Origin of the sequence: Lactococcus taiwanensis (genome assembly GCF_014905395.1) — a bacterium.
Lineage (GTDB): Bacteria > Bacillota > Bacilli > Lactobacillales > Streptococcaceae > Lactococcus > Lactococcus taiwanensis.
Genome location: NZ_BNDT01000001.1, coordinates 133998 through 156653, shown reverse-complemented (window position 1 = coordinate 156653; position 22656 = coordinate 133998). Strand labels below are relative to the sequence as shown.

Here is a 22656-nt window from a genome sequence, read left to right as displayed (position 1 = left end):
TGAAAATGTTACATCATGATTAGAAAAAAACGTTATAAAATAAGAATTGTTCTTATTTTCGAGACAGTTTTTTTGAATAGTCGTATTTAATATGCTAAAGTATTACTATAACATGTATGCAAAAGCATACTAGAAAGAGGTATTTTATGATTTGGTCGTTAATAGTAGGAGCTATTATTGGTGTGATTGCAGGAGCACTCACTAACAAGGGAGGCTCAATGGGTTGGATTGCTAATATTTTAGCTGGTCTTGTTGGTTCTTTTGTAGGACAATCTCTCCTCGGAACATGGGGTCCTTCACTTGCTGGTATGGCACTCATTCCTTCAATCATTGGGGCAGTGATCGTCGTGTTAATCGTATCTTTCGTTTTAGCTAAAGTAAAGCATTAAGAGAAAAAATTCAAAAGCGATACTTTATAATTTTTTGTAATAACATCATGTAATAATAGATTTATAAATTTATAAATGAAAATTTCGGTAAAACGAAAACAAAATTCCATTAAAGACCTCCAACGGAGGTCTTTTTTCAGCTCTTTGACTTATTATTGATACAGACATTTAATCGGACACAATAGGACTTGATACAGCGAGTCCTTTCTCTTTACTTTGCGGTACACACATGATGCCATAAAGTATGATTGTCATCAATAGTTATCTACTTATTCTCCTGACAGAACTTTTTTCAAACTTTCATTGATAATTGTACTATCTTCAGGATGGGTGCCCAAGAGGAAAGTAGCTTCGGAAGTCGCTGCAGCTTCTGGTGTTTGGACAGCTTGTTTTAAATGTGGATCTGTGATTGAATTAATATAATTCAATTCATCCTGCCAAACTTTTTTAATTTCTGGATAGTAATCTTGATTTTGCGCTTGGTTTATTGGTTCATTACTAATTGTAGTCGTGGTGCTTTGAATAACTTGCGAGGAACTTTGAGCTGGTTCACTACTGATGACTGAGGAAGAGAGAAGTTCACTTGGCGGTGAAACTACTTCCTGGTTAGTTGTACTTTCTACCACTTGAGACGTGCTTACTTGGCTTGGTTTATTAACGACTGTAGAAGTAACTTTTTCGCTTGATGCTGTGCTAGCTTGTGATTTGCTAATTGCACTCTTACTTATCTGGGACACTTTACTTTTAGTGGAACTCTTTTTGTTTTGCATGCTCCTATTAGAGGCTTCACTATTCTTTTCCTTCTCATTTCCATTAGTGTAGCCTGTAAAAATTAAAAGAGCTAGCACTGATAATACGCCTACGGTAAGTTTCTTCTTCATTTTCTCTCCCTAGAATACAAATACTGATATCCTGTATTATTAACTTTTAGACTAAAGTATCAAAATAATGTTTAAAAAGCAATAAATTAACAAAAATTAATTACTTTACTAGAAATGAGCTTTCACTGGCTGGCCCAATCGAGCCAACCACTTTGGATAGTACGTAAACGGTAGCACAAGCTTCCTTTATCATAGAGGAAGTCGTGTAAAGTATAAGGCAATTATGCTCTGAATCATTGAAGTTTGTGTCTTCTCCAAGCTATCCTCACTCCAATAACTCCTAATCGATATCCAAAGTTTCGAGGAAGCGAAGAAGTTTGAGGAGGATAATCTTCAGCAGCTTTATCTTCGCTTAGCCGAGCAAGGGTGCATATTTTCCTCTAAAATCGCTCAACATGCATAGAACACACTATATATCGTTCTCGACGTGAGCATATTCCTCCACTTTATTACTAACTTTTGCTGTTAGTTAACTCAGATTGACCTGTAAAATTATTAAAGATTCCTTAGTGTTATCTACCCAAAACTAAGAGTCACTATTTCTAAAATCAATATGTTAAAATACTGTTGGGAGCTTATAAAAAGGAGAACGAATGAACAAACATCACTTTAATATGATTCATCACATCGCCATTATTGGTAGTGAATATAAACGGAGTCTCAAATTTTATTCAGAAATTTTAAATTTCAAAATTATTCGTGAAACGAAACGAGGTGAGAAAAATGATATAAAAATAGATTTGATGATGAACGATCAGACTGAAATTGAATTATTTATAAAACCTGATGCACCCGAGCGTGTATCTTTTCCAGAAGCCAAAGGTCTGAGACATCTTGCTTTTAAAACACAAGCTATCGAAGAAGATGTACGATACCTTAAAGAGAATGATGTACGAGTTGAAGAGATTAGATATGATGAAATCACTCATAAAAAAATGGTTTTTTTCTTTGATCCAGATGGTCTACCTCTTGAACTTCATGAATAAAAAACGCCCGATTTCTTAATAATTCGGGCGTTTTTTGCTTATCATACAATCGGTGAGAGATCGTGCTAGTCAAAATTGGTTTTAGTGAACTAAAAAAGACCTATAAGGTCTTTTCGAGGATATTTTTGAATTTTTCTTACAAATCGTTAATATCGAAGTCTTCTCCAAGGAAATCAGCCAATGAGAAGCCTTCTTGTGTTTCAGGCAAATCGTATGAAGGTTTAGCAGCTTTGCGTGGTGCACGTGGTTTGCGATCACGTTTTTCACCGTCGTTGTCGTTGTTACGAGCTGGACGAGCTGGTGCTTCTTCAAGCGCTTTGATAGAAAGAGAAATACGTTCTTCTTCTGGTTTTACGTCAAGAACTTTTACATTCACAACTTGACCAACTTTAAGAACATCTTTTGGATTTTCAACGCGTTCCCAAGAGATTTGTGAAACGTGAACAAGTCCTTCAACACCTGGATAAAGTTCAACAAAGGCTCCAAAGTCAGTCAAACGTTTAACTGTACCTTCAACAGTTGAACCAACTGGTGCTTTTTCTTCAACTTGTTCCCATGGTCCAGGTTGTGTTGCTTTAAGTGAGAGTGAAAGACGTCCAGCTTCTGGATCGAGTTTCAAGATTTTAACGTTAATCACATCACCAGGTTTAACAGCATCTGATGGACGTTTGATACGGCTGTGTGAAAGTTCAGATACGTGAACCAAACCATCAATCCCACCAAGGTCAACGAAAGCACCGAAGTTAGTAACGCGTGAAACAGTACCTTCAACGATATCACCTTCTTGAAGTTGTGCGAAAGCTTCTTTACGAAGTTCAAGAGCTTCAGCTTCAACAACTGCACGACGGCTAAGGATGAAGCGGTTTTCAGATGCATTAACTTCAATGATTTTAGCTTCAATTTCTTCGCCGACAAATTTCTTAGTATCTTTTACGAAGTAAGTGTCGATCATAGAGGCAGGGATAAATCCACGTACACCGTTGTAGTCTACTGAAAGTCCGCCTTTAACGTCTTTAGTAACTTTAACTGTTACGATTTCGCCTTCTTTGCCTTCCAATTGAGTCCAAGCTTTACGAGCTTCAAGACGTTTCAATGAAAGGAGGTATACGTTTGCACCTTCAGCTTCTTTACCGACAATTTGTTTAATTACGAGTAAGTCAAGAACATCACCAGGTTTAACGAATGTATTGATATCAGCATCTTTATCGTTAGTGATTTCGCGAAGTGTAAGGACACCTTCGACACCAGTTCCTACGATGGCAACAGTTGCTTGCCCGTTTTCAACTGTAAGGATCTCGCCCTTAACGACGTCGCGTACTTTAACGTCTTCAACGCTGTTTAATAGTGTTTCAAATTCGTTCATTTGTAAAAAAAATTCCTCCAACAATTTGGCTGATACACAGCCTTACAAAACATTATACCATAAAAAATCGCTTAGGGAAAGCTTTTTCTTTGTTAAATAATAAAAAATTTATGAGTCTTTTTAATGAACTCAAAATACAGTTGATTTTTCATTTTTTTCGATAGCAAACGTTTTCTTTTAAACCTTCTTCACTTAAGATTGTTTGTGATAATAAAAGACGATCTGCCCCCCGATTTGTCGGATCATGGGTTCCCGAATAATCAACGGTTCCATCTTTTAAGCGTACGGGAATCACGACACCTTCTGGATAAAAGCTAAGTTTCGCTGTATTTTGATAGCCTTTTTCTGAGCGGCACTTTAGGGTAGGAGCTGCCCCCGTTTGACCCTCTGCCAAGCTAAGAACATACCGGACATTATTAAAAATCAGTACCCCTTGATTGACTGCTAGGCGTGTGCTATTGTGCTTATCCCTGCTGATCCAGTTTCCTTCTAACGAAGAATAATCTCCGTTTCTTATTTGGGCGTATTCTACTTGAGTAAATTCTTTTTCGCTATACTTTATGAGAAGTTTATTATCTTCCTGTGAGACATGAGCGATATTTTTGCTGCTAGCCATAATCCCTAGTAAACTGGGGATTATTAATAGAATAACAGAGAATATTAATAACTTTTTTAAATTAAATATCATAGCGCACCCCTAAAATGATAATTTTATTATAAAATTATTATAACATTCTTTTTATATCCTACAAAAAGATACTCTTTTTTACGATTTGAGCATGAAAAAACTCGTCACTAGTGACGAGTTTTTTCTTATTGGTATTGCATTACCTTTTCATTTTTATAAGCGACATCAATCAGTGCTCCACCGAGGCATTCTTCTCCATCATAGAAGACTACTGCTTGTCCAGGAGTAATCGCTCTGACAGGTTCATCAAAGTCAACAGTGACTTTATCACCATTTACATGGATCGTAACACCTGTATCTTCTTGACGATAACGGAATTTTGCTGTGCAGTGAAGGTCGAAAGTTTCTGGCATTTCTCTGGTAAAGCTCAAATCGCTTGCGTCCAGACTTGTTGAATAAAGGTGTTCATGGTGGAAACCTTGTCCAACATAAAGGGTGTTTGTGCTCAAGTCTTTTCCGACAACAAACCATGGATCACTTGTTAATTGTCCATGTTGTCCACCAATGCCAAGCCCACCACGTTGACCGATTGTATAATACATTAAACCAGCATGAGTACCCATTTCAATTCCATCAAGTGTCATCATCTTACCAGGTTGTGCGGGTAAGTATTCACTTAAGAATTTTTTAAAGTTTTTTTCTCCAATAAAACAAATTCCTGTTGAATCTTTTTTCTTAGCCGTTGCAAGTCCAGCTGCTTCTGCAATTCGACGGACTTCCGGTTTTTCAAGATGACCAAGTGGGAACATGGTTTTCTTCAATTGTTCTTGTGTCAATTGACTTAAGAAATAAGTTTGGTCTTTATTATTATCTGCGCCACGCAACATGTGTACGGTTCCATCTTCGTCGGTACGAACTTGCGCATAGTGTCCAGTTGCAACATAATCTGCTCCAAGCTCCATGGCATAATCCAAGAAAGCTTTGAATTTGATTTCCTTGTTACACATGACATCAGGATTTGGGGTACGTCCAGCGCGGTATTCTGCAAGGAAATATTCAAAGACACGATCCCAGTATTCTTTTTCGAAGTTAACAGAATAGTAAGGAACACCGATTTGGTCTGCCACTGCTGCGACGTCTTTATAATCTTCCGTAGCCGTACAGACTCCGTTTTCATCAGTGTCATCCCAATTTTTCATGAATACACCGATAACATCATAGCCCTGTTCTTTGAGTAACAAGGCAGTGACAGAGCTGTCGACCCCTCCTGACATTCCCACAACGACACGCGTTTGTGCTGGGAGCTTGCCCTTTAAAGTTTGACTGTTATCCATTAATTTTCACCATCTCTTTCTATTTTGATTTTGAAAAAAAGAAATGACTGACAGAGTGGTCAGTAAATGTACTTTAAAAAAAGACAACTGACCTCTGCGTCAGTCCACTTTCTTTTTCCCAAGTTAGACAAAATATCAGTTGAAGGCTGATTTTTGTAGGTTACTTCAGTTGAAGGCTGAATTTAATAGGTAACTTATTTATTATAGTCAATTTTGGTCAAAATGTAAATAGCTCTTTCTTCCTATTTTGGAGGATATTTTTGTAAACGTCGTCACTCAGAACGCGTGCTATAATAGTTTTTATGATAAAACATACTGAAAATCCTTTGGTCTTTAATACTGCTATCGGGCAAAAAAAGCGAGCAGAAACGGTCGTCCCTGTACAAAACACTTGTCCATTTTGTGATGTGGAGCATTTAACTGGTATTTTACGTACTGACGGAAAGAAAATATGGCTAAAAAACAAATTTCCGACACTGGAAGAAGCTACAATGACAGTGATTATAGAATCTGATGAGCATTTAGGAGATGTTTCAACCTATCGCTTAAAGGAGAATCGTGAAGTATTCCGCTTTGCCTTTGATTGCTGGGATGAAATGATTCAATCAGGAAATTATCGCTCCGTGCTCATGTTCAAAAACTTTGGTCCCCGCTCTGGTGGTACTTTGCGCCACCCTCACTTACAAGTGGTCGGATTAAAAAATACTGACGGTTACGGACAGATCTCTCCTGAAAATTTTGAAGGGGTCGAGATCCATAAAAATGGAGTCACAGTCACGCTCTCTACCCGCCCTATTATGGGATTTGTGGAATTCAATGCGATTATTACTGACCTTGACAATGTTGAAAATCTAGCTGATATGGTTCATGAAATCACAGCTTACCTGATGAGCAGCTATATGGAGGGGCGTTGTGATTCTTACAACCTCTTTTTCCACCATTTTGATGGTCAATACATTTGCAAAATTGTACCGCGTTTCATCACTTCTCCCTACTTTATTGGTTATAAAATCCCACAAGTTTCTCATCCACAAACCTTGGCAGAAATTGCTCAAGAAATTAAATTAAGATTAGATAAAAATTACTGACAGCCTGGTCAGTATTTTTTTGAACGCATCAGCCTGATATAAGGTTGATTTTGGTATAATAGAATTATGAAATTTATCAAGAAAAATAAATGGAGTCTCTTAGCAAGCTTCTTGCTTCCCTTGGTTTTAATGGCGATCATTCTGGCGATTACCGGTATTTATTGGGGAAGCTCTCGTTCGGTTTTGGCGGGAGATGCTTATCACCAATATGTCGCGATCCATTCTCTTTATCGTAATATTTTACATTCAGGAGGTTCGCAGGGTTTCCTCTACACCTTTACCAGCGGCTTAGGCTTAAACCTTTACGCTTTTTCGGCTTATTATATGGGCAGTTTTCTCATGCCCTTTACTTTTTTCTTTAATGTCCATAATATGCCTGATGCGCTCTATTTATTGACTTTAATCAAGTTTGGTCTGATCGGTTTATCAGCTTTTATAAGTTTCAAAAACATGTATAAAAAGCTTCCACAAGTTGTTGTGCTTGCCTTGAGCGTAGCTTTTAGTTTGATGAGTTTTTTAACTTCTCAGCTTGAAATTATCATGTGGTTAGATGTTTTCATCCTTCTTCCACTTATCATCTGGGGACTGCATCGCTTGATGAATGAACAAAAACGTTGGCTTTATTTCATCAGTTTACTTATTGTTTTTATCCAAAATTATTATTTTGGTTTTATGATTGCACTGTTCCTCGTCTTCTACTTTTTAGCCCGTATGACCTTTGATAAATGGTCATGGCACAAAGTTCTAGATTTTGTAGTTACTTCACTCTTAGCAGGGCTCTCAAGTCTCATCATGCTATTACCCATGTATTTAGATTTGCGAGCAAATAACTCCGACGCGCTGACTAGTCTTTCTGGGTTGTTTACCGAAAATGCTCACCTTTTTGACCTTTTTGCCAAAAATTTCGTAGGGGCCTATGACACCACCCAGTTTGATGCCATTCCTATGATTTATGTGGGAATGGTTCCTCTGGGCTTAGCTTTCTTGTTCTTTTTTGCAAAAAGCATCAAGAGACGTACTAAATTTGCTTTTCTTGGCTTATTGGTTCTTTTTATCGCTTCTTTCTATTTGCAAGCTTTAGATTTATTTTGGCAAGGCATGCATTCCCCAAATATGTTCCTTCATCGCTACGCCTTTCTTTTTAGCCTTCTTATTATTTTAATGGCTCTAGAAAGCTGCAAACGCTGGAAAGAATTTCGAACTTGGCATCTCCTTGTAGTAAGCGCAGTTTTTGCTCTTTTCTATCTCGCCACATTCTATTTCGGACATTATCACTACCTTACCGCTGTTCAAATTATTTTAACCTTTTTATTTGGTTTAGCTTACTTCATATTAGGTTTAAATCTAATTCACCGCTGGGTTTCCATTCGTGCTTTAATTCCTGTCCTTTTCGTCTTTATGGTTAGTGAAGCTGGTGTAAATGGTCTCTATCAAGTTCAGGGTGTCCAGAAAGAATGGAATTTTGCGAGCCGAGATTATTACAATCGTCAAGTTGATACGCTCGCTCCTATTGCAGAAAAAATTAACGCATTAACAGGAACAACTTTTGCTCGAACTGATAATACTAACCCCGATACAGCTAATGATGGGATGAAATATAATTTTAACACCATCTCTCAGTTTTCTTCTGTACGTAATAGCAACTCCAGCTCAATCATGCGCCAATTAGGCTTTCATACCGACAGTACCTATCTTAATCTGCGTTATCCTGGCAATACTTTACTGATGGACGCGCTCTTTGGTGTAAAATATAATATTAACCAGAGCCAACCGGAAAAGTATGGCTTCAAGTCCGTCAGTAAAACCTCCCCTTTAAATGCCTTGAACGAAAATCAAGAAGCCCTAAGTCTGGGCATCTTCGTCCCCGGAGAATTTGTCAATGCAAAATTTGAAGATCGTGATGAGACTTCTGCCATCCTCAACAATCAAACAGCCTTTGTTGACGCACTCTCCAAAACGAAGACTACACTTTTTCAACCTTTTTATACAACAAGTGAAGCTACCTCAGATAAAATCACTGGTACAGGGGACTCCGTTACCCTAACTCGTCCAGAATCTTCTACGGATAACGAAGTTTCTGTCACTTACGGCATTACCGCTCCCGCTCATAGTCAAATCTATCTATCGGTGCCAAATATTAGTTATATTAATAGTAATGCTGAAAATACACTTGTCACAATCAGCAACGTCGAAAATAATAAAATCACGCGCACCTTATCAAGCTACTATATCGGAACCAACGATACGGGTCGCTTTATAAATCTCGGAACTTTTAGTAAAGCTACTGATTTAAAAGTAACCCTTGCCTTTCCTGAGAATTCACAGGTAAGCTTTGATACTACTTCTTTTTGGAGTTTAGATACTCAGGCTTACAGCCAAGTAATGTCCACCCTCAAAGCGCGTAGCCCTAAAACACAACTCACCAAAAACGGTGCTACGCTTCAGACCAATACGTCCGAAAAAGGAGAAGTCTTCTTGAGCATACCTTATGACAAGGGCTGGTCAGCAAAAATCGATGGAAAAACCGTCAAAGTGTCCAAAGCACAAGAAGGCTTTATGAAGGTTCAGGTGCCTGCTGGCAAGCATACTTTGCGACTCTCCTTCTTCCCAAATGGTCTAAAAACCGGAATCCTTTGTTTTGTCTTAGGTATCGTTTTGTTCATTACTTACGATGTTCTTCGACGTAAGTCATCTTTAAAAAAGTAGCTAAAAAGGACTGACTGGTTTGTCAGTCAAAGCTAATAAAAAAAGCATTGATAAATCAATGCTTTTTTATTTTACTTTACTTTTCGTCAGTAGTAATGAGTTGAGAATCACTGAAACAGAAGATAAGCTCATCGCTGCAGCCGCCAACATCGGATTGAGTAAACCAAGAGCAGCAAGTGGAATACCTATGAGATTATAAATAAAAGCCCAGAAGTAATTTTGCTTGATTTTACGCATTGTTTTTCGAGAAACTTCAAAGAAGGTAGTAATTTTGTGCAACTGTCCGCCTACAACAGTAACATCTCCTGCCTCCATCGCAATATCTGAACCAGTAGCCATCGCTAATCCTATTGTTGCTCCAGCTAATGCAATAGCATCATTGATGCCATCACCTACCATCATCGCCCGCGGAGTTTTTTGAACAATCGTCGCTTTTTCTTCAGGACTCAGATCCGTATAAATTTCATCAAGTTGAACCAGTTCTTGGATTTTACGTGCAGAGTTTCTGTTGTCCCCAGTTAACATGATGGCCTTCAAGCCTTGTCCTTGCAACGTCTTTATCGTCTGTGCGCTCTCAGCTTTTACCTTCGAATTAAAGGTAGCCACTGCTAAGAGTTGATGTGATTCGGCCAGATAAATCACAGTATCTTCTGTCTCAGGTACTGTCAGATTCAGTTCCTTCATCAACTTATCATTTCCTGCAAAATAACTTTTTCCATTGATTTTTCCTGTGATACCACGCCCAGCAAGTTCTGACAACTCAGTAAGTTCGAAGAGTTCTCCTTTGTAAGCAAGCGATTTTGCTAATGGATGATTTGAATGTGCTTCAAGACTAGCCAAGAGTTTTAGCAGAGCGGCTTGGGGCGCTGTGGCTTTACTGACGGCGCTGTCAGTAGGCTGAGCAACTATTTTCAAGTCGGTCAGTTCAAATTCACCCGTTGTAATCGTCCCCGTTTTATCTAAAAAGATCGTATCAATCGTTCCAGCAAGCTCTAATGCATTCGCGTTTTTAATGAGCAAACCGTTTTTGGCTCCTAAGCCTGTTCCAGAAATAATTGCCGTGGGAGTCGCTAAGCCCAGCGCACAAGGACATGCAATCACCAATACGGCTACTGCATGCATTAAAGCCGTCAATAAGAGACCCGTGTACCACCAAGTTATCCCAAAGGTAAGCAGGGCAATCACCAGAACGATTGGGACAAAAATTCCCGAAATCTGATCCGCCAATTTTTGAATATTTGGCTTTGAACCTTGAGCTTCGCTCATCATTTCTACCATACGTGAAATTGTAGATCCCTCCAAATCATGAACAACGACAGCCTTCACTTCCCCGTCCAAGTTGATGGTCCCCTCAAAAATAACCGCATCGTCGGCTTTCACTACTGGAAGTGCCTCTCCTGTCAGAATGCTTTCGTCAAAAGAAGCTTTTCCTGACAAAATCATAGCATCTAAAGGAACTTTTTCTCCAGGTAAAATACGGATGACATCTCCCATCTGAATTTCTTCAATGGCTTGATCCCCATCAGGCGTATGAACAACAGAAGCTCGTGAAGACATTAAGCCTGTAATGGCTTGTGTAGTTTTTTCTTTTGCATTATGCTCTAACACTTTACCCATTAACACCAAGGTGATAATAACCATCGACGATTCGAAGTTCAGGGCATTAGCTTCTCCCATCATAACGGACAAGATTAAACTTGAAAAATAAGCAACTGTCGTTCCCAAAGCGACTAAAACATCCATATTGGCGGATTTATTTCGCAACGCATGAAAAGCTCCCCTATAAAAACGCCAACCAATAACAAACTGTACGGGGGTTGCCAAGATTAATTGGAGGATGGGTTGATGTAAAAACATTACCCACGATGCGTGTAGCCCAAGGACAGAAGCAAACATAGCTACTACTAAAGGCAAAGTTAAGATAAGCGAAGCCCAAAATGACCAACGGAGGAATTGGGAATGACGATGAGCTTGTCTCGCAATTCTTTCTTGGTGTGCTTTATCATTAACAATTGCTCCATAGCCTGCTTGCTCCACTAAGGCGATGATTTCTTCATCTGACATTTGATCATCAACGACTACTTTTGCCTTTTCAGTCGCAAGATTAACCGTTGCTTCACTAATTTTATCTGTACTATGTAAGGCCTTAGCTACTGTATTAACACAGTTAGCACAGGTCATTCCTGTAATCACAAAAGTCTGACTTCTCATTATGTTACCCCTTTTATTTCTTTATTATAGTTTACACTTGTAAACTCAAAAAGTCAAGTCATTTCTTTAACAAAAAAACCACCTTCATTTGGGGAATGAAGGTGGCTGTTATTATTTAAGTAAAACATCATTTGGGGTTTGTTTTACTTCTATTATTCTAGCAAATTTAAGCGTGGGTGACAAATTAAGTGACTCCTAAATTGCTTTGTAGCCTGCTTGTGCAACCGCTTCGCGCATTTCATCCATTGTGGCAGGTTCAGAAAATTTAACCGCTGCTTCATTTTTCTTTAATGAAACTTTTGCTTTTTCTACCCCTTCTACTTTTTGAAGCGCATCTGTGACATGCATGACACAGTGATCACAAGTCATGCCTTCTATTTTTAATGTTGCTTTCATTTATATTCCTCTTTCCTTAGACAGCTATCTGCTCATGCTCGTGTTTACAAGCACAACTTCCGGTCACCTCAAGACAGTTACAATGCTTTTCTGACACCGTCTCTTTTTGAGATAAGGCTTGGGTTAATTTCTCTATATCTTGCGCCGTTAAGACTGATTTGTCAATCATGTCTTGCAAAATATTGACATGCTTTGTAGCACATACTTTTTCAAGAAGATTATCAGCCATCAAGTTAATAGCCGTACATTCTTCCATTAGAGGTCGATAAATAAATTTTCGTCCTTCTTTTTCTGTACTCAACATTTCTTTTTTCACCAGACGCCCTAACAGTGTTTTTACAGTCGCAAGAGACCACTCCAAATCTTGGGGAATCTGTTGATAGATCTCATCAACGCGTGCCTCTTCCAAAGACCAAATCACACGCATAACAATCAATTCTGCATTGGAAACATTAAATTCTGATTCGTTCATCTCTGTCTCCTTTCTCTAATTATTCTTATAGCTTAAGTTTACACGCGTAAACGAAAATTGTCAAGTATTCTAACTAAGAATCTCTATGCTCCAAAGACTTCTTCCATGATACGTCGTCCAGTTGCTGTTTGTGCCAATCCTCCCTCTGCTGTTTCACGAAAGGCAGCCGGAAGGGAGCGGCCTACATTATACATTGTATTAACCACTTCGTCCACAGGAATAACCGGTTTCACTCCTGCCAACGCCATATCAGCTGAAATCATTGCTTGTGAAGCACCCATAGCATTTCGATGCACACATGGAATTTCAACTAAACCAGCGACAGGATCACAAATTAAACCTAACATATTTTGTAAAACTAAAGCAATCGCATAACCCGCTTGCTCAGCAGAACCTCCTGCTGCTAAAACCAAAGCAGCTGAAGCCATAGCTGAAGCTGACCCAACTTCGGCCTGACAGCCTCCTTCAGCACCAGATATTGTCGCATTATTGGCAATCGCAAGACCAAAAGCACCAGCGACAAACAAAAACTCTACCTGTTGCTCGTGACTTAATTGCAATTTTTTAATAGCAGACGTCAATACGCCTGGAAGACACCCAGCTGAACCAGCTGTTGGTGTAGCACAGATTAACCCCATCTGAGCATTTACTTCATTTACAGCTACTGCATCACGAGCCGCTCCTAAAATTAAATCTCCGGATAAGGCTTTGCCTGATTTAATATAATCGTCCATGAGTTTGGCATCGCCACCTGTTAGTCCTGTCAAGGATTTCTTTCCCTCTAATCCTTTTTCAACAGAATCTAGCATTGTCATTAAGTTTCGTTCCATCAGAGCCCAGATCTGATCTCTTTGGCGCCCTGTTTGTTCCATTTCGATTGCAATCATAAGCTCTGCGACTGAGGAATAATTTTTCGAATCCTCAATTAATTCTTGTATATTTTTAAACATTTTCGTTCCCGTTTCACTCATTATGGTCTAATTAAAGAAATTCACCGCATGTAAGCGTGGGATTGATTTCATCTCTTCAATCACTTCCTCTACATTTGGTGTGTCCACTTCTAAAATCATTATCGCCTTTTCACCTTTTGCTTCGCGCGTTACATTCATTTGCGCAATATTTATGGCATGCTCTGATAATAGACTGGACACTTTTGCTATCATCCCTGGAACATCCTCGTGAATCACTACAAATGTAGGAACACCCGCAGAAATTGCAATATCAAAACCATTTAATTCAGTGACTTGGATCATTCCCCCACCAATTGATATCCCTGTGATAGTCATGGTTCGATTTCCTTTTTTTGCAATCAAACGTGCCGTGTTGGGATGTTCTGCTTTCTCTTCAGGGTGTGGCACATAACTGATCTCCATACCTTGATCATAAGCAAGCTGAGGGGCCATTGGGAGACGTTCATCATCAGTATCCATCCCAAGTACTCCAGCTACCAAGGCTACATCTGTGCCATGTCCTCGATAAGTCTTTGCAAAAGATTCATACAAATGAATCTCAAGTTTTTCGGGAAGTTCACCGAAAATAGAACGTACGATCTTACCAATCCGTGCTGCTCCCGCTGTATGCGAACTAGACGGTCCAATCATCACTGGACCAATAATATCAAAAACACTTTTATATCTTAAGTTTTCCATTTGTATCCCTTCTACGGCGTGGAATTGAGCTAAAATTTTCTCTATTTTTTAATTGAATACAAGCTCTTCTATTCTATCATAAAAAATTGGGGAGTGACAAGTGAGTAAAAACTAGAGGTGAGCTAAACCCGATTAAATCAAACGTAAACATTAAATAAAGAGATGTCAAAAGTATTAGACAAAAAAATTGTAAAAGGCTTTCATATCTGCTATACTCATTTTTGTAACAAATTAATGACTTTATTTAGGAGAATTTCATGAGCACCTCACAACATCGAAAGATGCTTATCGCAGCTGCAATCGGTGCAGCATTAATCGCAATTTTAGCCCAAATTACTATCCCATTTCCTATCGTTCCTAATACAGCACAACCACTGGGAATTGGGCTTATTGCTGTCATACTTGGAAAACGTTACGGTACCCTTTCTGTATTTCTCTACTGCCTTCTTGGTGCAATTGGTATCCCTGTATTTGCAGGGATGTCTGGCGGCTTTGGAATCATACTTGGTCCTACGGGTGGCTATATCGTTGGCTTTACTTTAGCCGCCTATGTGGTAGGCTTCTTTACAAGTCGTTTTCCAAATAGTTATACTGCCGCTGTCATTGGTGCGATTCTTGGAGTTACTGTAATCATCCTCTTATTCGGTTTAATCTGGCTCAAATTTCAATCTCAGATGAGTTGGAGCGCTGCTTTCAGTGCTGGGGTACTTCCTTTCATTTTCACAAATCCTATCCAAGCTGTGGCTGCCGCATTACTTGGACAAAGAATTAAAGGCGCTATGAGTAAAGCGGGAGTTTTGAGAGAAATTTAGGAATAAAAAAATACGTTACCTTTGAAGGTAACATATTTTTTTATTTTAACGCCCTTTATAAATTGAACGTGATTTACCGTACCAGAGTTGAGTTAACACTTTTTGTACCCAAGGTTGAACCCATTTATCTAAACCAAATGCGCGTCCAGAACCATTCATCAAGGCAATCGCTACTGGAATAAACCAGATGTTAACCCAGAAGAACATACCAGAGAGGGAGAACATCACTGTTAAGGCAGCTGTTACAGCTGAGGCAATCCATGTGAAGAAACCGAAAATAATTGCAAGTGCAAGTAGTACTTCAAAAATAGACATGAACTTTTGCATGAATAAGGCTACATCACGGTTTGGAATCATAAATTTCATAATTGGTTGGAACCAACCTACCACATGATCAAAAACAGGCATTGGGCTGTGTTCTGAAGAATAAGTCAAGCCCCATTTAACAGCTTCAGTCGTACTATCGCCAGATCCGCTTGCAGCTGCTGCGGATGCGCCTGCTGCTGCATCTGAAGTTTGCAACCATTCAAATGGGAATTTCAGATCATTTGTGAACCAAGATCCTTGACCAAACCACGTTCCAGGATTAAACCATTTCCCATCACCAACGATTTTAGCCATTGCTTCTACTAACCAAGCAAAACCATAGAAAAGACGGAGTGGCAATGCCCAAAGAACATTTCCTTGACGTGAAGTATGACCTCGCATGAAGTTGCGATTGTCTTTTGTACGGAAAACTTCATCCAAAGCGTAGCGCCAGAAATAATGTGCTGAACGGATTTGCAAAGTGTAGATGAAGTAAACAATATTCTTCATCAACATTGCCCAAAAGCCAGTTAAGCGCATGCTTCCGATTTTTGCTACACCCCAAGTTGATCCAATTGAAACCATGGTTCCTTGGTACTTGCTCACGTGTTTGTGTTTGTTTCCACCATTGATATCCGCAAGAATATTTTCTGCTGCTGTATGTGCAGTTTGTTCTGCTGATTCTACGATTTGTGGAGTAGGGCGACCTGTATCAGGTTCGATATATCCAGAAACGTCACCAGCAACATAGATACCTTGTCCTTCAAAGCCAACAGCTTCCATGTACTCATTTGCTTGGAGGCGATGACCACGTTCTGTTTCCTTAAGGTTGGTTTGTGCTGCTGTATTCCCTTGAACCCCTGTCGTCCAAATCAAAGTATGAGTGGCAATTTCTTTTGCAACTTTTTCTTCATCACGTCCGCCGACGTTAACTTTGATATGGTCTTCAGCGACTTCAACAATACCATGGTTTGTCAACACATTAACATTTTTCTTTTCAAGGTAAGCGTGAGCTTTATCAGCTTGCTTACGATCCAAGGTATTAAGAATAGTTGGCATCATTTCAACAACGTTGATCGTGATTTCTTCTTCTGGAATCTTCCAGTCTGTTGAAACTTTTCTACGCCAGTCAATCAACTCACCAGCCATTTCAATACCAGTAAAGCCTGAACCAGCTACTGAGATTGTCAAGAGGGCACGACGTTTTTCATCATTAACTTCTGTGGAAGCGTACTGTACAACCGTTTCCAATTGACGCTTGATTTTCATAGCGTCTTCAAGTGACCAGAGTGTAAAGCCATGTTCTTTTACTCCAGGAACACCAAAATCGTTTGGTTCGCCACCGAGTGCAACTACCACGTAGTCATAATCATAGCTCCCGTGTTTTGTAATTACTTTTTTATTTTCTTTATCAAGACTTACAACGGCGTCAGTTACAAGATTAACGTTTTTACGCTTACCTAAAAGTTTTTGGAAGTCGTATTGAACTGTTGTAAAGGGTACACGACCAGCTGCAACTTCATGAAGTTGTGTCATGGTAGTGTGATAGCTATGTTTGTCAATCAAAGTGATGTCAACGTTGGCTTTCAATTTCTTTGAAAGCTCGCGTGTTGCATGGACCCCAGCAACGCCACCACCGACGACTACGATTTTTTTCTTAGTCATTTTAAAATCAGTCTCCTAATAGTGATATAATAATGTCAGTGTCCATTATATCCTTTTTGAAAGCATTTGTAAACCGTTGCATACGGAAATTTAAGGAGAAGTTAATCTTCATGATTTCTGCTCATTTGATCATTAAAAAAGTCGACCAAGCGACTTTTTAAATTTGGGGACCATTCTCTAAAATTTGTCCTTCTGGAATCCCTAGACATCGGATAAAGGGGATAATGTATTCGGCATCGCCTAACTCCTTATCTGACATCACTGTAATTCGACTTGTTCCTTGGCTGATTTCTACTGTCACTTTATGGCTGTCGTTGATAAAAAAATGAATATGGTCACAAATTCCATGATGAATACTCACTCCAAGGAATTTTCCATTTTCGACCTCACAGGTTTGAGCGCCATGCATGTAACTCTCCACGAGTAATTTCATCACCACCTTTTCCCTATTTATAGGAGTGGTTCCAGATTTTTGAACGTCTTTTTGCGTAAAAGTCGCATATTCGATATGTTTTTGCCTCATAAAAACCTCCTTTAAAATGTTTTTTCTCTAATCGTTAATTCTATTGTACCAACTTTATTTATGAGCACATAATGATATACTATTAAAAATTAATGAAAAAAATCATTCATTAAGCAAAGCGCTCATTCTTTTGATAAAATGAACTTAGGTGGAGGATAGAAAATGGAAATTACTTTTGATGAAACTGTCACCGAGCGTTTATTAGAACTGATGGGTTTTCAAGATAAAAAAGACTTACTGACCAAGCCGTCAGCCGTTGATTTTGTTTTAGACTTTGATCATACTTTAAGTAGTGAACAACTTGAAAGTACTTGTTGCGGGATTACACGCTACCGGATTGTAGCTGTTGAAAAAGGTCAGGTGCCGCCTATTTTTGATGGACAAATTTCTTCATCATTAGGACCCTTTTACTGTAAAAAATGGGGAATGATGTATTTTGATGAAACGATGAATGTCCGCCTTACTGCCAACCATTTGATCGAAATCATGGGTCGTGGAGAGCAAATTGCCCCGCACATTGAAATTGTCGATTATCGAAAACAAGCTGTACTGACATGTTAGAGCGACAATTTATTTACTGACCAGCTGGTCAGTAAGTACCGTAATAAAAAAAGGCTGCTTTTTCAGTCTTTTTTTATTTTTTCTAAAAAGCTAAGAACACACTGATTAAATCGGTCGCTTTCTTCTAAGTGCAGGATATGTCCACATTCATCAAACACTTGCACCTCTGAGAGCGGATGAGGTTGCAAGTTACGCGCAGCTTGAGCATGAGCACTCGGAAAAATTGGGGACTTTCCACCAGCAAAAAAGAGATGAGGAACATGTTCTTGACCAAGTTGAGCGCGCCAATCTTGCAAAATTACATTTTGTAGCAATCCTCGATAACGTTTAAAGTCAAAGGGACGCATCCCTCGTCCTAGCGCTCGCTTCACCTCATCGGAAAGTTTTTGACGTGTGAGCGTGGTTTTTGGAAACGTGTCGATAAAAGTTTCTAACTCAGGAAGTGTACGCCCATAAGCGCCATTAAGCCAGTCTTCTGATTTCATGAAGGTCGGCGCTTGATCTTCGGTAATTACTGCTGTCAGATCATTAGTCGTAAACAACTCCTCATAGGCCATAATCGTGGCCGCCCCCATTGAATGTCCGATTAAGGTAACCTTTTTAAGGGAAAGGTATTCAATCAACTCGTGTAAATCCGTAGCCAGACGTTGCAGACTCATTCCAAAATCAACACGCTGTGAATCCCCGTGCGAGCGATGATCGTAAGTAATCACACGGTACCCCGCTGCAGTAAAAGGAGCAACTTGAGCAAACCATGTCACTTCACTAGAAGAATAACCACCAATCAATACTAATGCTGGCTTTTCTTTTTCTCCATAATCATGATAATTGATTTTTACAGAATCATTGGTAATAAAAAAAGGCATTTTTCTTTCCTTTCAGGCTTTTTTACATATTTTCATTGTATCAAAATAAATCTCGTCACAGGTCAATGCAGATTTTACACAAAATATTTACTGGGGAATGGGTCAGGAAATTGCAAGTAAATAACAAACCCTAACAAAGTTCGTCAGGGTTTCTTAAGTAATTTCTAGTACAGTTGTACGGGTTATCTTTGTTGTACTTATATCCCCCTCCATCCGTGTGGTTTTCGTGAAGTTGACGTGCACGGATTTTCCACTGTTCGTAAGGCTGATGGAATAACGCAAATGAACGTAGTTTGTTCCTTGTTTGTTGAGTGCGTTCAAGGTTGCCACCGCCTTTTGATAGGCAATGTTATCAGCGGTGTAAGTTGATTTTGCCGACGCAAGACTGGTTTGATACTGCGTCAACAATGCCTGATCCTGTTTCGTGTCGAGCTTATGCTGCTGATCGGCCGTCACATAGCTCTGAGCCTGATTGACTAAGGTCTGAGCTTCATTTATTTTCGTCTTTGCGGTATCCAGTGCTGCCTTTGCGTTGCTTACTGCAAGCTGGTCTCTATTTCGAAGGTTTGTCCAGTTTTGACGGGCTTGAGCATTGGCATAGTCCGCGCCTTTTGCATCTGATTGAAGTTGTGCGTTGAAGTTGTAGACTTTATCATTGTACGTATAAAAAACATTGTTCCCTTGAAAGGTTTTTGTCACCCCTTCTGTGCTTGTCAGATAGTCAAACTGCGGGAAATGCACATCATTCGCAACTCCAGAAACACTGCCTTGTGAGGCGTCGTAATGCCAGCTATATTCAGGGGCAATGGCATAAAAGCCTATCCCTTCGTATTTATACCCGGCTTTTACTAAGCTGTTCTTTTCCGATAAGGAAGCCGTCCAGACATGCGCTTTACCCCTCTTATACAAACGATAGACGGGAAGTTTGCCGGAAGAATAGCCATACACACCTTCCAGATGATAACCCGCTTTAACGAGATTGTTTTTCTCTGTAGTGTTTGCCGTATAGAAATGCTCGCCGCTTTTGCTGTAGAGCCGATAAATCGGCGTTTTACCCGAGCTGACTGAACCCCAGCCAACCCCTTCATATTTCCAGCCTGATTTCGTTAGGCTTTGTTTTTCACTCCCCGAAGTTGTCCAAAAGTGTAGTCCCGACTTAGCGTTATACATGCGATAGCTGTTCATGTCCGCATGAGCGATGCTTGCGCTAAGCAGCGTTATACTGGCAACTCCTAAAAGGAAACCTAGTTTTGATCGTTTCATTGTCTTCCTCTCTTATTTTCTAAAAAGATACCATCTTACAATGACAGCGAGGATAATCACTAAAGAAACCACGATATTTGCTTTATTAAACGTTGTTACTCCTTAGAGACCTTCGCTAAATTTTTTGCATAAACATCATTGTTCACTCGCTCCCCATAGGCATCCCCTGATTTTGCTCAAATTTAAAGTGCAATTCATATTTGTAAGGTTTTATATGTCGTTAACTGTGATTATCTCGTTTCTTTTCTCCCACATTTCTTAGAATAAATGCCATTAAGAAACAAAATGCTTGGCTTAATTCAATTATCCCACTAGAAACATGGTCAAAAGCAAAGGCTTGGACTGCCAGAAATAATCCTAGAATTCCCAAGATGAAAAGAAATACTCTCCATCCTTTTTCGTTTGGAGTATCCAAGCACGAAAAAGCGAAAACCTTAGCTAAAGCAAAAAGTATACCTATAGCCAATCCAAGTACCAGAACTTCTTGATTTATTCCTCCTCCTTCAATTGCTATTATTCCTAAGGGAATATTAATTAATGAAACAGCGAGCGCAAAACCTACACCGAAAGCTGCAAACCTTTTCCCTATTCTCATATGTTCTCCTTTTTACTTTCCTTTTATTCGCTTCTCCCTCAATAGTTTTTGTCTCAAAAATGCCGATTTCAGCCATGGAGAAAGAAGGAGAAATAGAAATACAGCGATAGAAAACAAAGTCAAGTAGGTAAAGCCTGAGGTGGTAATAAATAAATAAGAGAGAATAGCTAATGCCGCTAGTAAAACTATCAAAAAAACGCAGAACACTCGGAGCCCTTTTACAGTTTTTTCTATTACATACCTTTCTTCAACTATCACTTGTTCATAAACCCTCGTTTGGTCTCTCCATTCATCCATTTTTAGATACTTCATAAAACAAAATGTTAAAATAGAAGTAATAATAATTGTAATAATAATTAGCGCTGTTCGCGTGGCAACCGTTGAATATGGCATAATCTGGTGTGTTAAAACCGCTCCTCCACTTGTCAATGCACCTGAAATCATGGGAAGTTGACCTGCTATTTTATCAACTTTTTTCGCTCGCTCTGGTTCAATATACCGTGAAGAGAAGATCGAGTAATTGAAATCATCTATGAAATACTCAAAATATTCATCTCTGATCAAGAAGATTTTTTTACCTTCTTTAACCGTTTTCGCTTTCTTCACTTCATTTCTCGTGTATTTGTTATTTTTCATTATTTTTTACTCTCAATGTAGCTTTTAATAACCTTACTACCACTGTGCCATTTTTTAACCCCTGATATTCCAAGTGCCATAAAGAGTAACATTGCTATATATAAAATTAAAGTATAGTTTGTTGCTGCAAAGACAAAATAAGTAGCCGTTACAATCACCAGAATAATTGAGATTACTAAAACAATTTTTGCTGTAAAAAGTTGATTGACGGTTTCTTCCAAAAGTTTCTCTTTTTCGTCTAAAGAAATTTCTACTAGAGTAAACTCACTCTTGTCTTCTTTCTTTTTCCAATAACTTGCCTCTATCATACCTATAATGTAAAGTAACACCAAAATAAACACGAAACTCGAAATAACAATCAAGTCATTAATAAATTTACTTGTGAATTGATTTTTTAATCCATCAATCAATGGTTGTAGTATTACAACACCGACTCCTGAATAATAGACTAAATTTCTTGAACCTGTGGTTTGCTTGACATTTTTCCGAGGAAGTTTATAAATCTCATAAGTTTCCGAATCTATATAAAAATGAAAATCAGACTTTTTCTCTTTTGGTTGTATTAGTACTTTACTCATTTTTTCTTACTCCTTTTATCATATTCAGACGAGAACCACATTCCAAAACCAAGCCCTACTACAAGTCCTATGGCAGTCCCCAGAACAGGCACCTCAGAACCATAAATCGCTCCTAAACTTGCATCTATAATCAGGCTTGTTACAAAACTAAAAGTTGTTTTGACTGCACTGTTTTAGGCTTTGTTTTTCACTTCCCGACGTTGTCCAGAAGTGTAGTCCCGACTTAGCGTTATACATGCGGTAGCTGTTCATATCCGCATGAGCGATGGTTGCGCTAAACAGCGTTATACTGGCAACTCCTAAAAGGACACCTAGTTTTGATCGTTTCATTGTCTTCCCCTCTTATTCAGTGTTCTTTTTTTGATTGTTATCAGGATTAGCAACAGCATTATCTTTTATGATAAATGTAGCTATATACAGAACTCCAATCACAATCCTTGCGAGAAACACTACGATATTGTTTATACTAGTAAAACTACGTAATAAGGACATAATTCCCACAACAAGGAGAAAAGCTTTCCACCATTTCTCTCCTCGTTTGCCAATCCGAAAATATGCTATCCATTCCAATAGAGGAATTACAGACATAGCAACTAGTCCTATCACAATGATTTCTAAAGGAGAAAATCCTGCGTAAGAATATAAATTATTCTGAATATTCATAGTTCCCACCACAGCAACCAAGATTGTTGTCAAAATATTACCAGCCAATGCTGTATGTTTAGAAGATATTAGCTTCATTTTCACT

The 22656-nt window shown here is 38.9% G+C and carries 24 protein-coding genes; 6 read left to right on the top strand and 18 right to left on the bottom strand.

What is annotated here, in order from left to right:
* Window positions 1-146 precede the first annotated feature (146 nt).
* A complete protein-coding gene (locus JKP71_RS00715; protein ID WP_075524989.1) occupies window positions 147-389 on the top strand; it encodes a GlsB/YeaQ/YmgE family stress response membrane protein in 243 nt (80 codons plus the stop codon).
* A gap of 269 nt (window positions 390-658) precedes the next feature.
* On the opposite strand, the gene JKP71_RS00710 is transcribed toward JKP71_RS00715, so the two are convergent.
* Window positions 659-1270: a hypothetical protein gene (locus tag JKP71_RS00710; RefSeq protein WP_200406658.1), complete on the bottom strand. Its 612-nt coding sequence runs from the start codon at window positions 1268-1270 to the stop codon at window positions 659-661.
* A 593-nt stretch (window positions 1271-1863) separates the two neighbouring features.
* On the opposite strand from JKP71_RS00710, the gene gloA2 reads away from it, so the two are divergent.
* Complete coding sequence (gene gloA2, locus JKP71_RS00705; RefSeq protein WP_200406657.1) at window positions 1864-2256, top strand: SMU1112c/YaeR family gloxylase I-like metalloprotein; 393 nt, start codon at window positions 1864-1866, stop codon at window positions 2254-2256.
* Window positions 2257-2392: 136 nt separating this feature from the next.
* Here the strand turns inward: gloA2 and rpsA are convergent, their stop codons facing one another.
* From rpsA to mnmA, 3 genes are all read right to left on the bottom strand, one after another.
* Entirely contained in the window at window positions 2393-3619 is a 1227-nt protein-coding gene (gene rpsA / locus JKP71_RS00700; protein WP_075524992.1) for a 30S ribosomal protein S1, read from the bottom strand.
* Between the two features lie 148 nt (window positions 3620-3767).
* Entirely contained in the window at window positions 3768-4307 is a 540-nt protein-coding gene (locus JKP71_RS00695) for a DUF6287 domain-containing protein (RefSeq protein ID WP_200406656.1), read from the bottom strand.
* Between the two features lie 125 nt (window positions 4308-4432).
* Window positions 4433-5581 (bottom strand): tRNA 2-thiouridine(34) synthase MnmA, encoded by a 1149-nt coding sequence (gene mnmA / locus JKP71_RS00690; protein WP_200406655.1) that lies wholly within the window; start codon window positions 5579-5581, stop codon window positions 4433-4435.
* Between the two features lie 302 nt (window positions 5582-5883).
* Between mnmA and JKP71_RS00685 the strand changes: the two genes are divergently transcribed.
* Together JKP71_RS00685 and JKP71_RS00680 are read left to right on the top strand one after the other, a co-directional pair.
* Window positions 5884-6669 carry a DUF4931 domain-containing protein gene (locus JKP71_RS00685; RefSeq protein ID WP_200406654.1) on the top strand — a complete coding sequence of 262 codons (786 nt, stop codon included), beginning with the start codon at window positions 5884-5886 and terminating at the stop codon, window positions 6667-6669.
* Window positions 6670-6735: 66 nt separating this feature from the next.
* A complete protein-coding gene (locus JKP71_RS00680) occupies window positions 6736-9375 on the top strand; it encodes a YfhO family protein (RefSeq protein WP_200406653.1) in 2640 nt (879 codons plus the stop codon).
* Window positions 9376-9441: 66 nt separating this feature from the next.
* Here the strand turns inward: JKP71_RS00680 and JKP71_RS00675 are convergent, their stop codons facing one another.
* The 5 genes from JKP71_RS00675 to sdaAB all read right to left on the bottom strand — a co-directional run bounded on the left by JKP71_RS00675 (window position 9442) and on the right by sdaAB (window position 14103).
* The gene (locus JKP71_RS00675) at window positions 9442-11586 is read right to left on the bottom strand and encodes a heavy metal translocating P-type ATPase (RefSeq protein WP_200406652.1); all 2145 of its coding nucleotides are present in this window, start codon (window positions 11584-11586) and stop codon (window positions 9442-9444) included.
* Between the two features lie 195 nt (window positions 11587-11781).
* Entirely contained in the window at window positions 11782-11982 is a 201-nt protein-coding gene (locus JKP71_RS00670; RefSeq protein WP_075524998.1) for a heavy-metal-associated domain-containing protein, read from the bottom strand.
* A 16-nt stretch (window positions 11983-11998) separates the two neighbouring features.
* Window positions 11999-12454: a CopY/TcrY family copper transport repressor gene (locus tag JKP71_RS00665; RefSeq protein WP_075524999.1), complete on the bottom strand. Its 456-nt coding sequence runs from the start codon at window positions 12452-12454 to the stop codon at window positions 11999-12001.
* An 83-nt stretch (window positions 12455-12537) separates the two neighbouring features.
* The gene (gene sdaAA, locus JKP71_RS00660) at window positions 12538-13404 is read right to left on the bottom strand and encodes an L-serine ammonia-lyase, iron-sulfur-dependent, subunit alpha (protein ID WP_075525000.1); all 867 of its coding nucleotides are present in this window, start codon (window positions 13402-13404) and stop codon (window positions 12538-12540) included.
* A 27-nt stretch (window positions 13405-13431) separates the two neighbouring features.
* Window positions 13432-14103 carry an L-serine ammonia-lyase, iron-sulfur-dependent subunit beta gene (sdaAB, locus tag JKP71_RS00655; RefSeq protein ID WP_200406651.1) on the bottom strand — a complete coding sequence of 224 codons (672 nt, stop codon included), beginning with the start codon at window positions 14101-14103 and terminating at the stop codon, window positions 13432-13434.
* 257 nt (window positions 14104-14360) lie between these two features.
* Between sdaAB and JKP71_RS00650 the strand changes: the two genes are divergently transcribed.
* The gene (locus JKP71_RS00650) at window positions 14361-14915 is read left to right on the top strand and encodes a biotin transporter BioY (protein ID WP_200406650.1); all 555 of its coding nucleotides are present in this window, start codon (window positions 14361-14363) and stop codon (window positions 14913-14915) included.
* A gap of 45 nt (window positions 14916-14960) precedes the next feature.
* Here the strand turns inward: JKP71_RS00650 and JKP71_RS00645 are convergent, their stop codons facing one another.
* Both JKP71_RS00645 and JKP71_RS00640 read right to left on the bottom strand, forming a co-directional pair.
* A complete protein-coding gene (locus JKP71_RS00645) occupies window positions 14961-16886 on the bottom strand; it encodes an FAD-dependent oxidoreductase (protein WP_200406649.1) in 1926 nt (641 codons plus the stop codon).
* Window positions 16887-17043: 157 nt separating this feature from the next.
* Window positions 17044-17409 carry a hypothetical protein gene (locus tag JKP71_RS00640; RefSeq protein ID WP_200406648.1) on the bottom strand — a complete coding sequence of 122 codons (366 nt, stop codon included), beginning with the start codon at window positions 17407-17409 and terminating at the stop codon, window positions 17044-17046.
* 162 nt (window positions 17410-17571) lie between these two features.
* On the opposite strand from JKP71_RS00640, the gene JKP71_RS00635 reads away from it, so the two are divergent.
* Window positions 17572-17970, top strand: a complete 399-nt coding sequence (locus tag JKP71_RS00635; protein ID WP_200406647.1) for an iron-sulfur cluster biosynthesis family protein — start codon at window positions 17572-17574, stop codon at window positions 17968-17970.
* A gap of 62 nt (window positions 17971-18032) precedes the next feature.
* Here the strand turns inward: JKP71_RS00635 and JKP71_RS00630 are convergent, their stop codons facing one another.
* The 7 genes from JKP71_RS00630 to JKP71_RS00605 form a co-directional block, all read right to left on the bottom strand.
* Window positions 18033-18836, bottom strand: a complete 804-nt coding sequence (locus JKP71_RS00630) for an alpha/beta fold hydrolase (protein ID WP_200406646.1) — start codon at window positions 18834-18836, stop codon at window positions 18033-18035.
* A 153-nt stretch (window positions 18837-18989) separates the two neighbouring features.
* The gene (locus JKP71_RS00625; protein ID WP_200406645.1) at window positions 18990-20099 is read right to left on the bottom strand and encodes a hypothetical protein; all 1110 of its coding nucleotides are present in this window, start codon (window positions 20097-20099) and stop codon (window positions 18990-18992) included.
* 220 nt (window positions 20100-20319) lie between these two features.
* A complete protein-coding gene (locus JKP71_RS00620; RefSeq protein ID WP_200406644.1) occupies window positions 20320-20694 on the bottom strand; it encodes a hypothetical protein in 375 nt (124 codons plus the stop codon).
* Between the two features lie 12 nt (window positions 20695-20706).
* Window positions 20707-21330, bottom strand: a complete 624-nt coding sequence (locus tag JKP71_RS00615) for a hypothetical protein (RefSeq protein ID WP_200406643.1) — start codon at window positions 21328-21330, stop codon at window positions 20707-20709.
* Window positions 21330-21908 (bottom strand): hypothetical protein, encoded by a 579-nt coding sequence (locus JKP71_RS00610; protein WP_200406642.1) that lies wholly within the window; start codon window positions 21906-21908, stop codon window positions 21330-21332. The genes JKP71_RS00615 and JKP71_RS00610 overlap by 1 nt, the downstream gene beginning before the upstream one ends.
* Before the next feature lie 147 nt (window positions 21909-22055).
* Window positions 22056-22160: a hypothetical protein gene (locus JKP71_RS09640; RefSeq protein WP_444542732.1), complete on the bottom strand. Its 105-nt coding sequence runs from the start codon at window positions 22158-22160 to the stop codon at window positions 22056-22058.
* 90 nt (window positions 22161-22250) lie between these two features.
* Entirely contained in the window at window positions 22251-22649 is a 399-nt protein-coding gene (locus JKP71_RS00605) for a hypothetical protein (protein ID WP_200406641.1), read from the bottom strand.
* Window positions 22650-22656 lie beyond the last annotated feature (7 nt).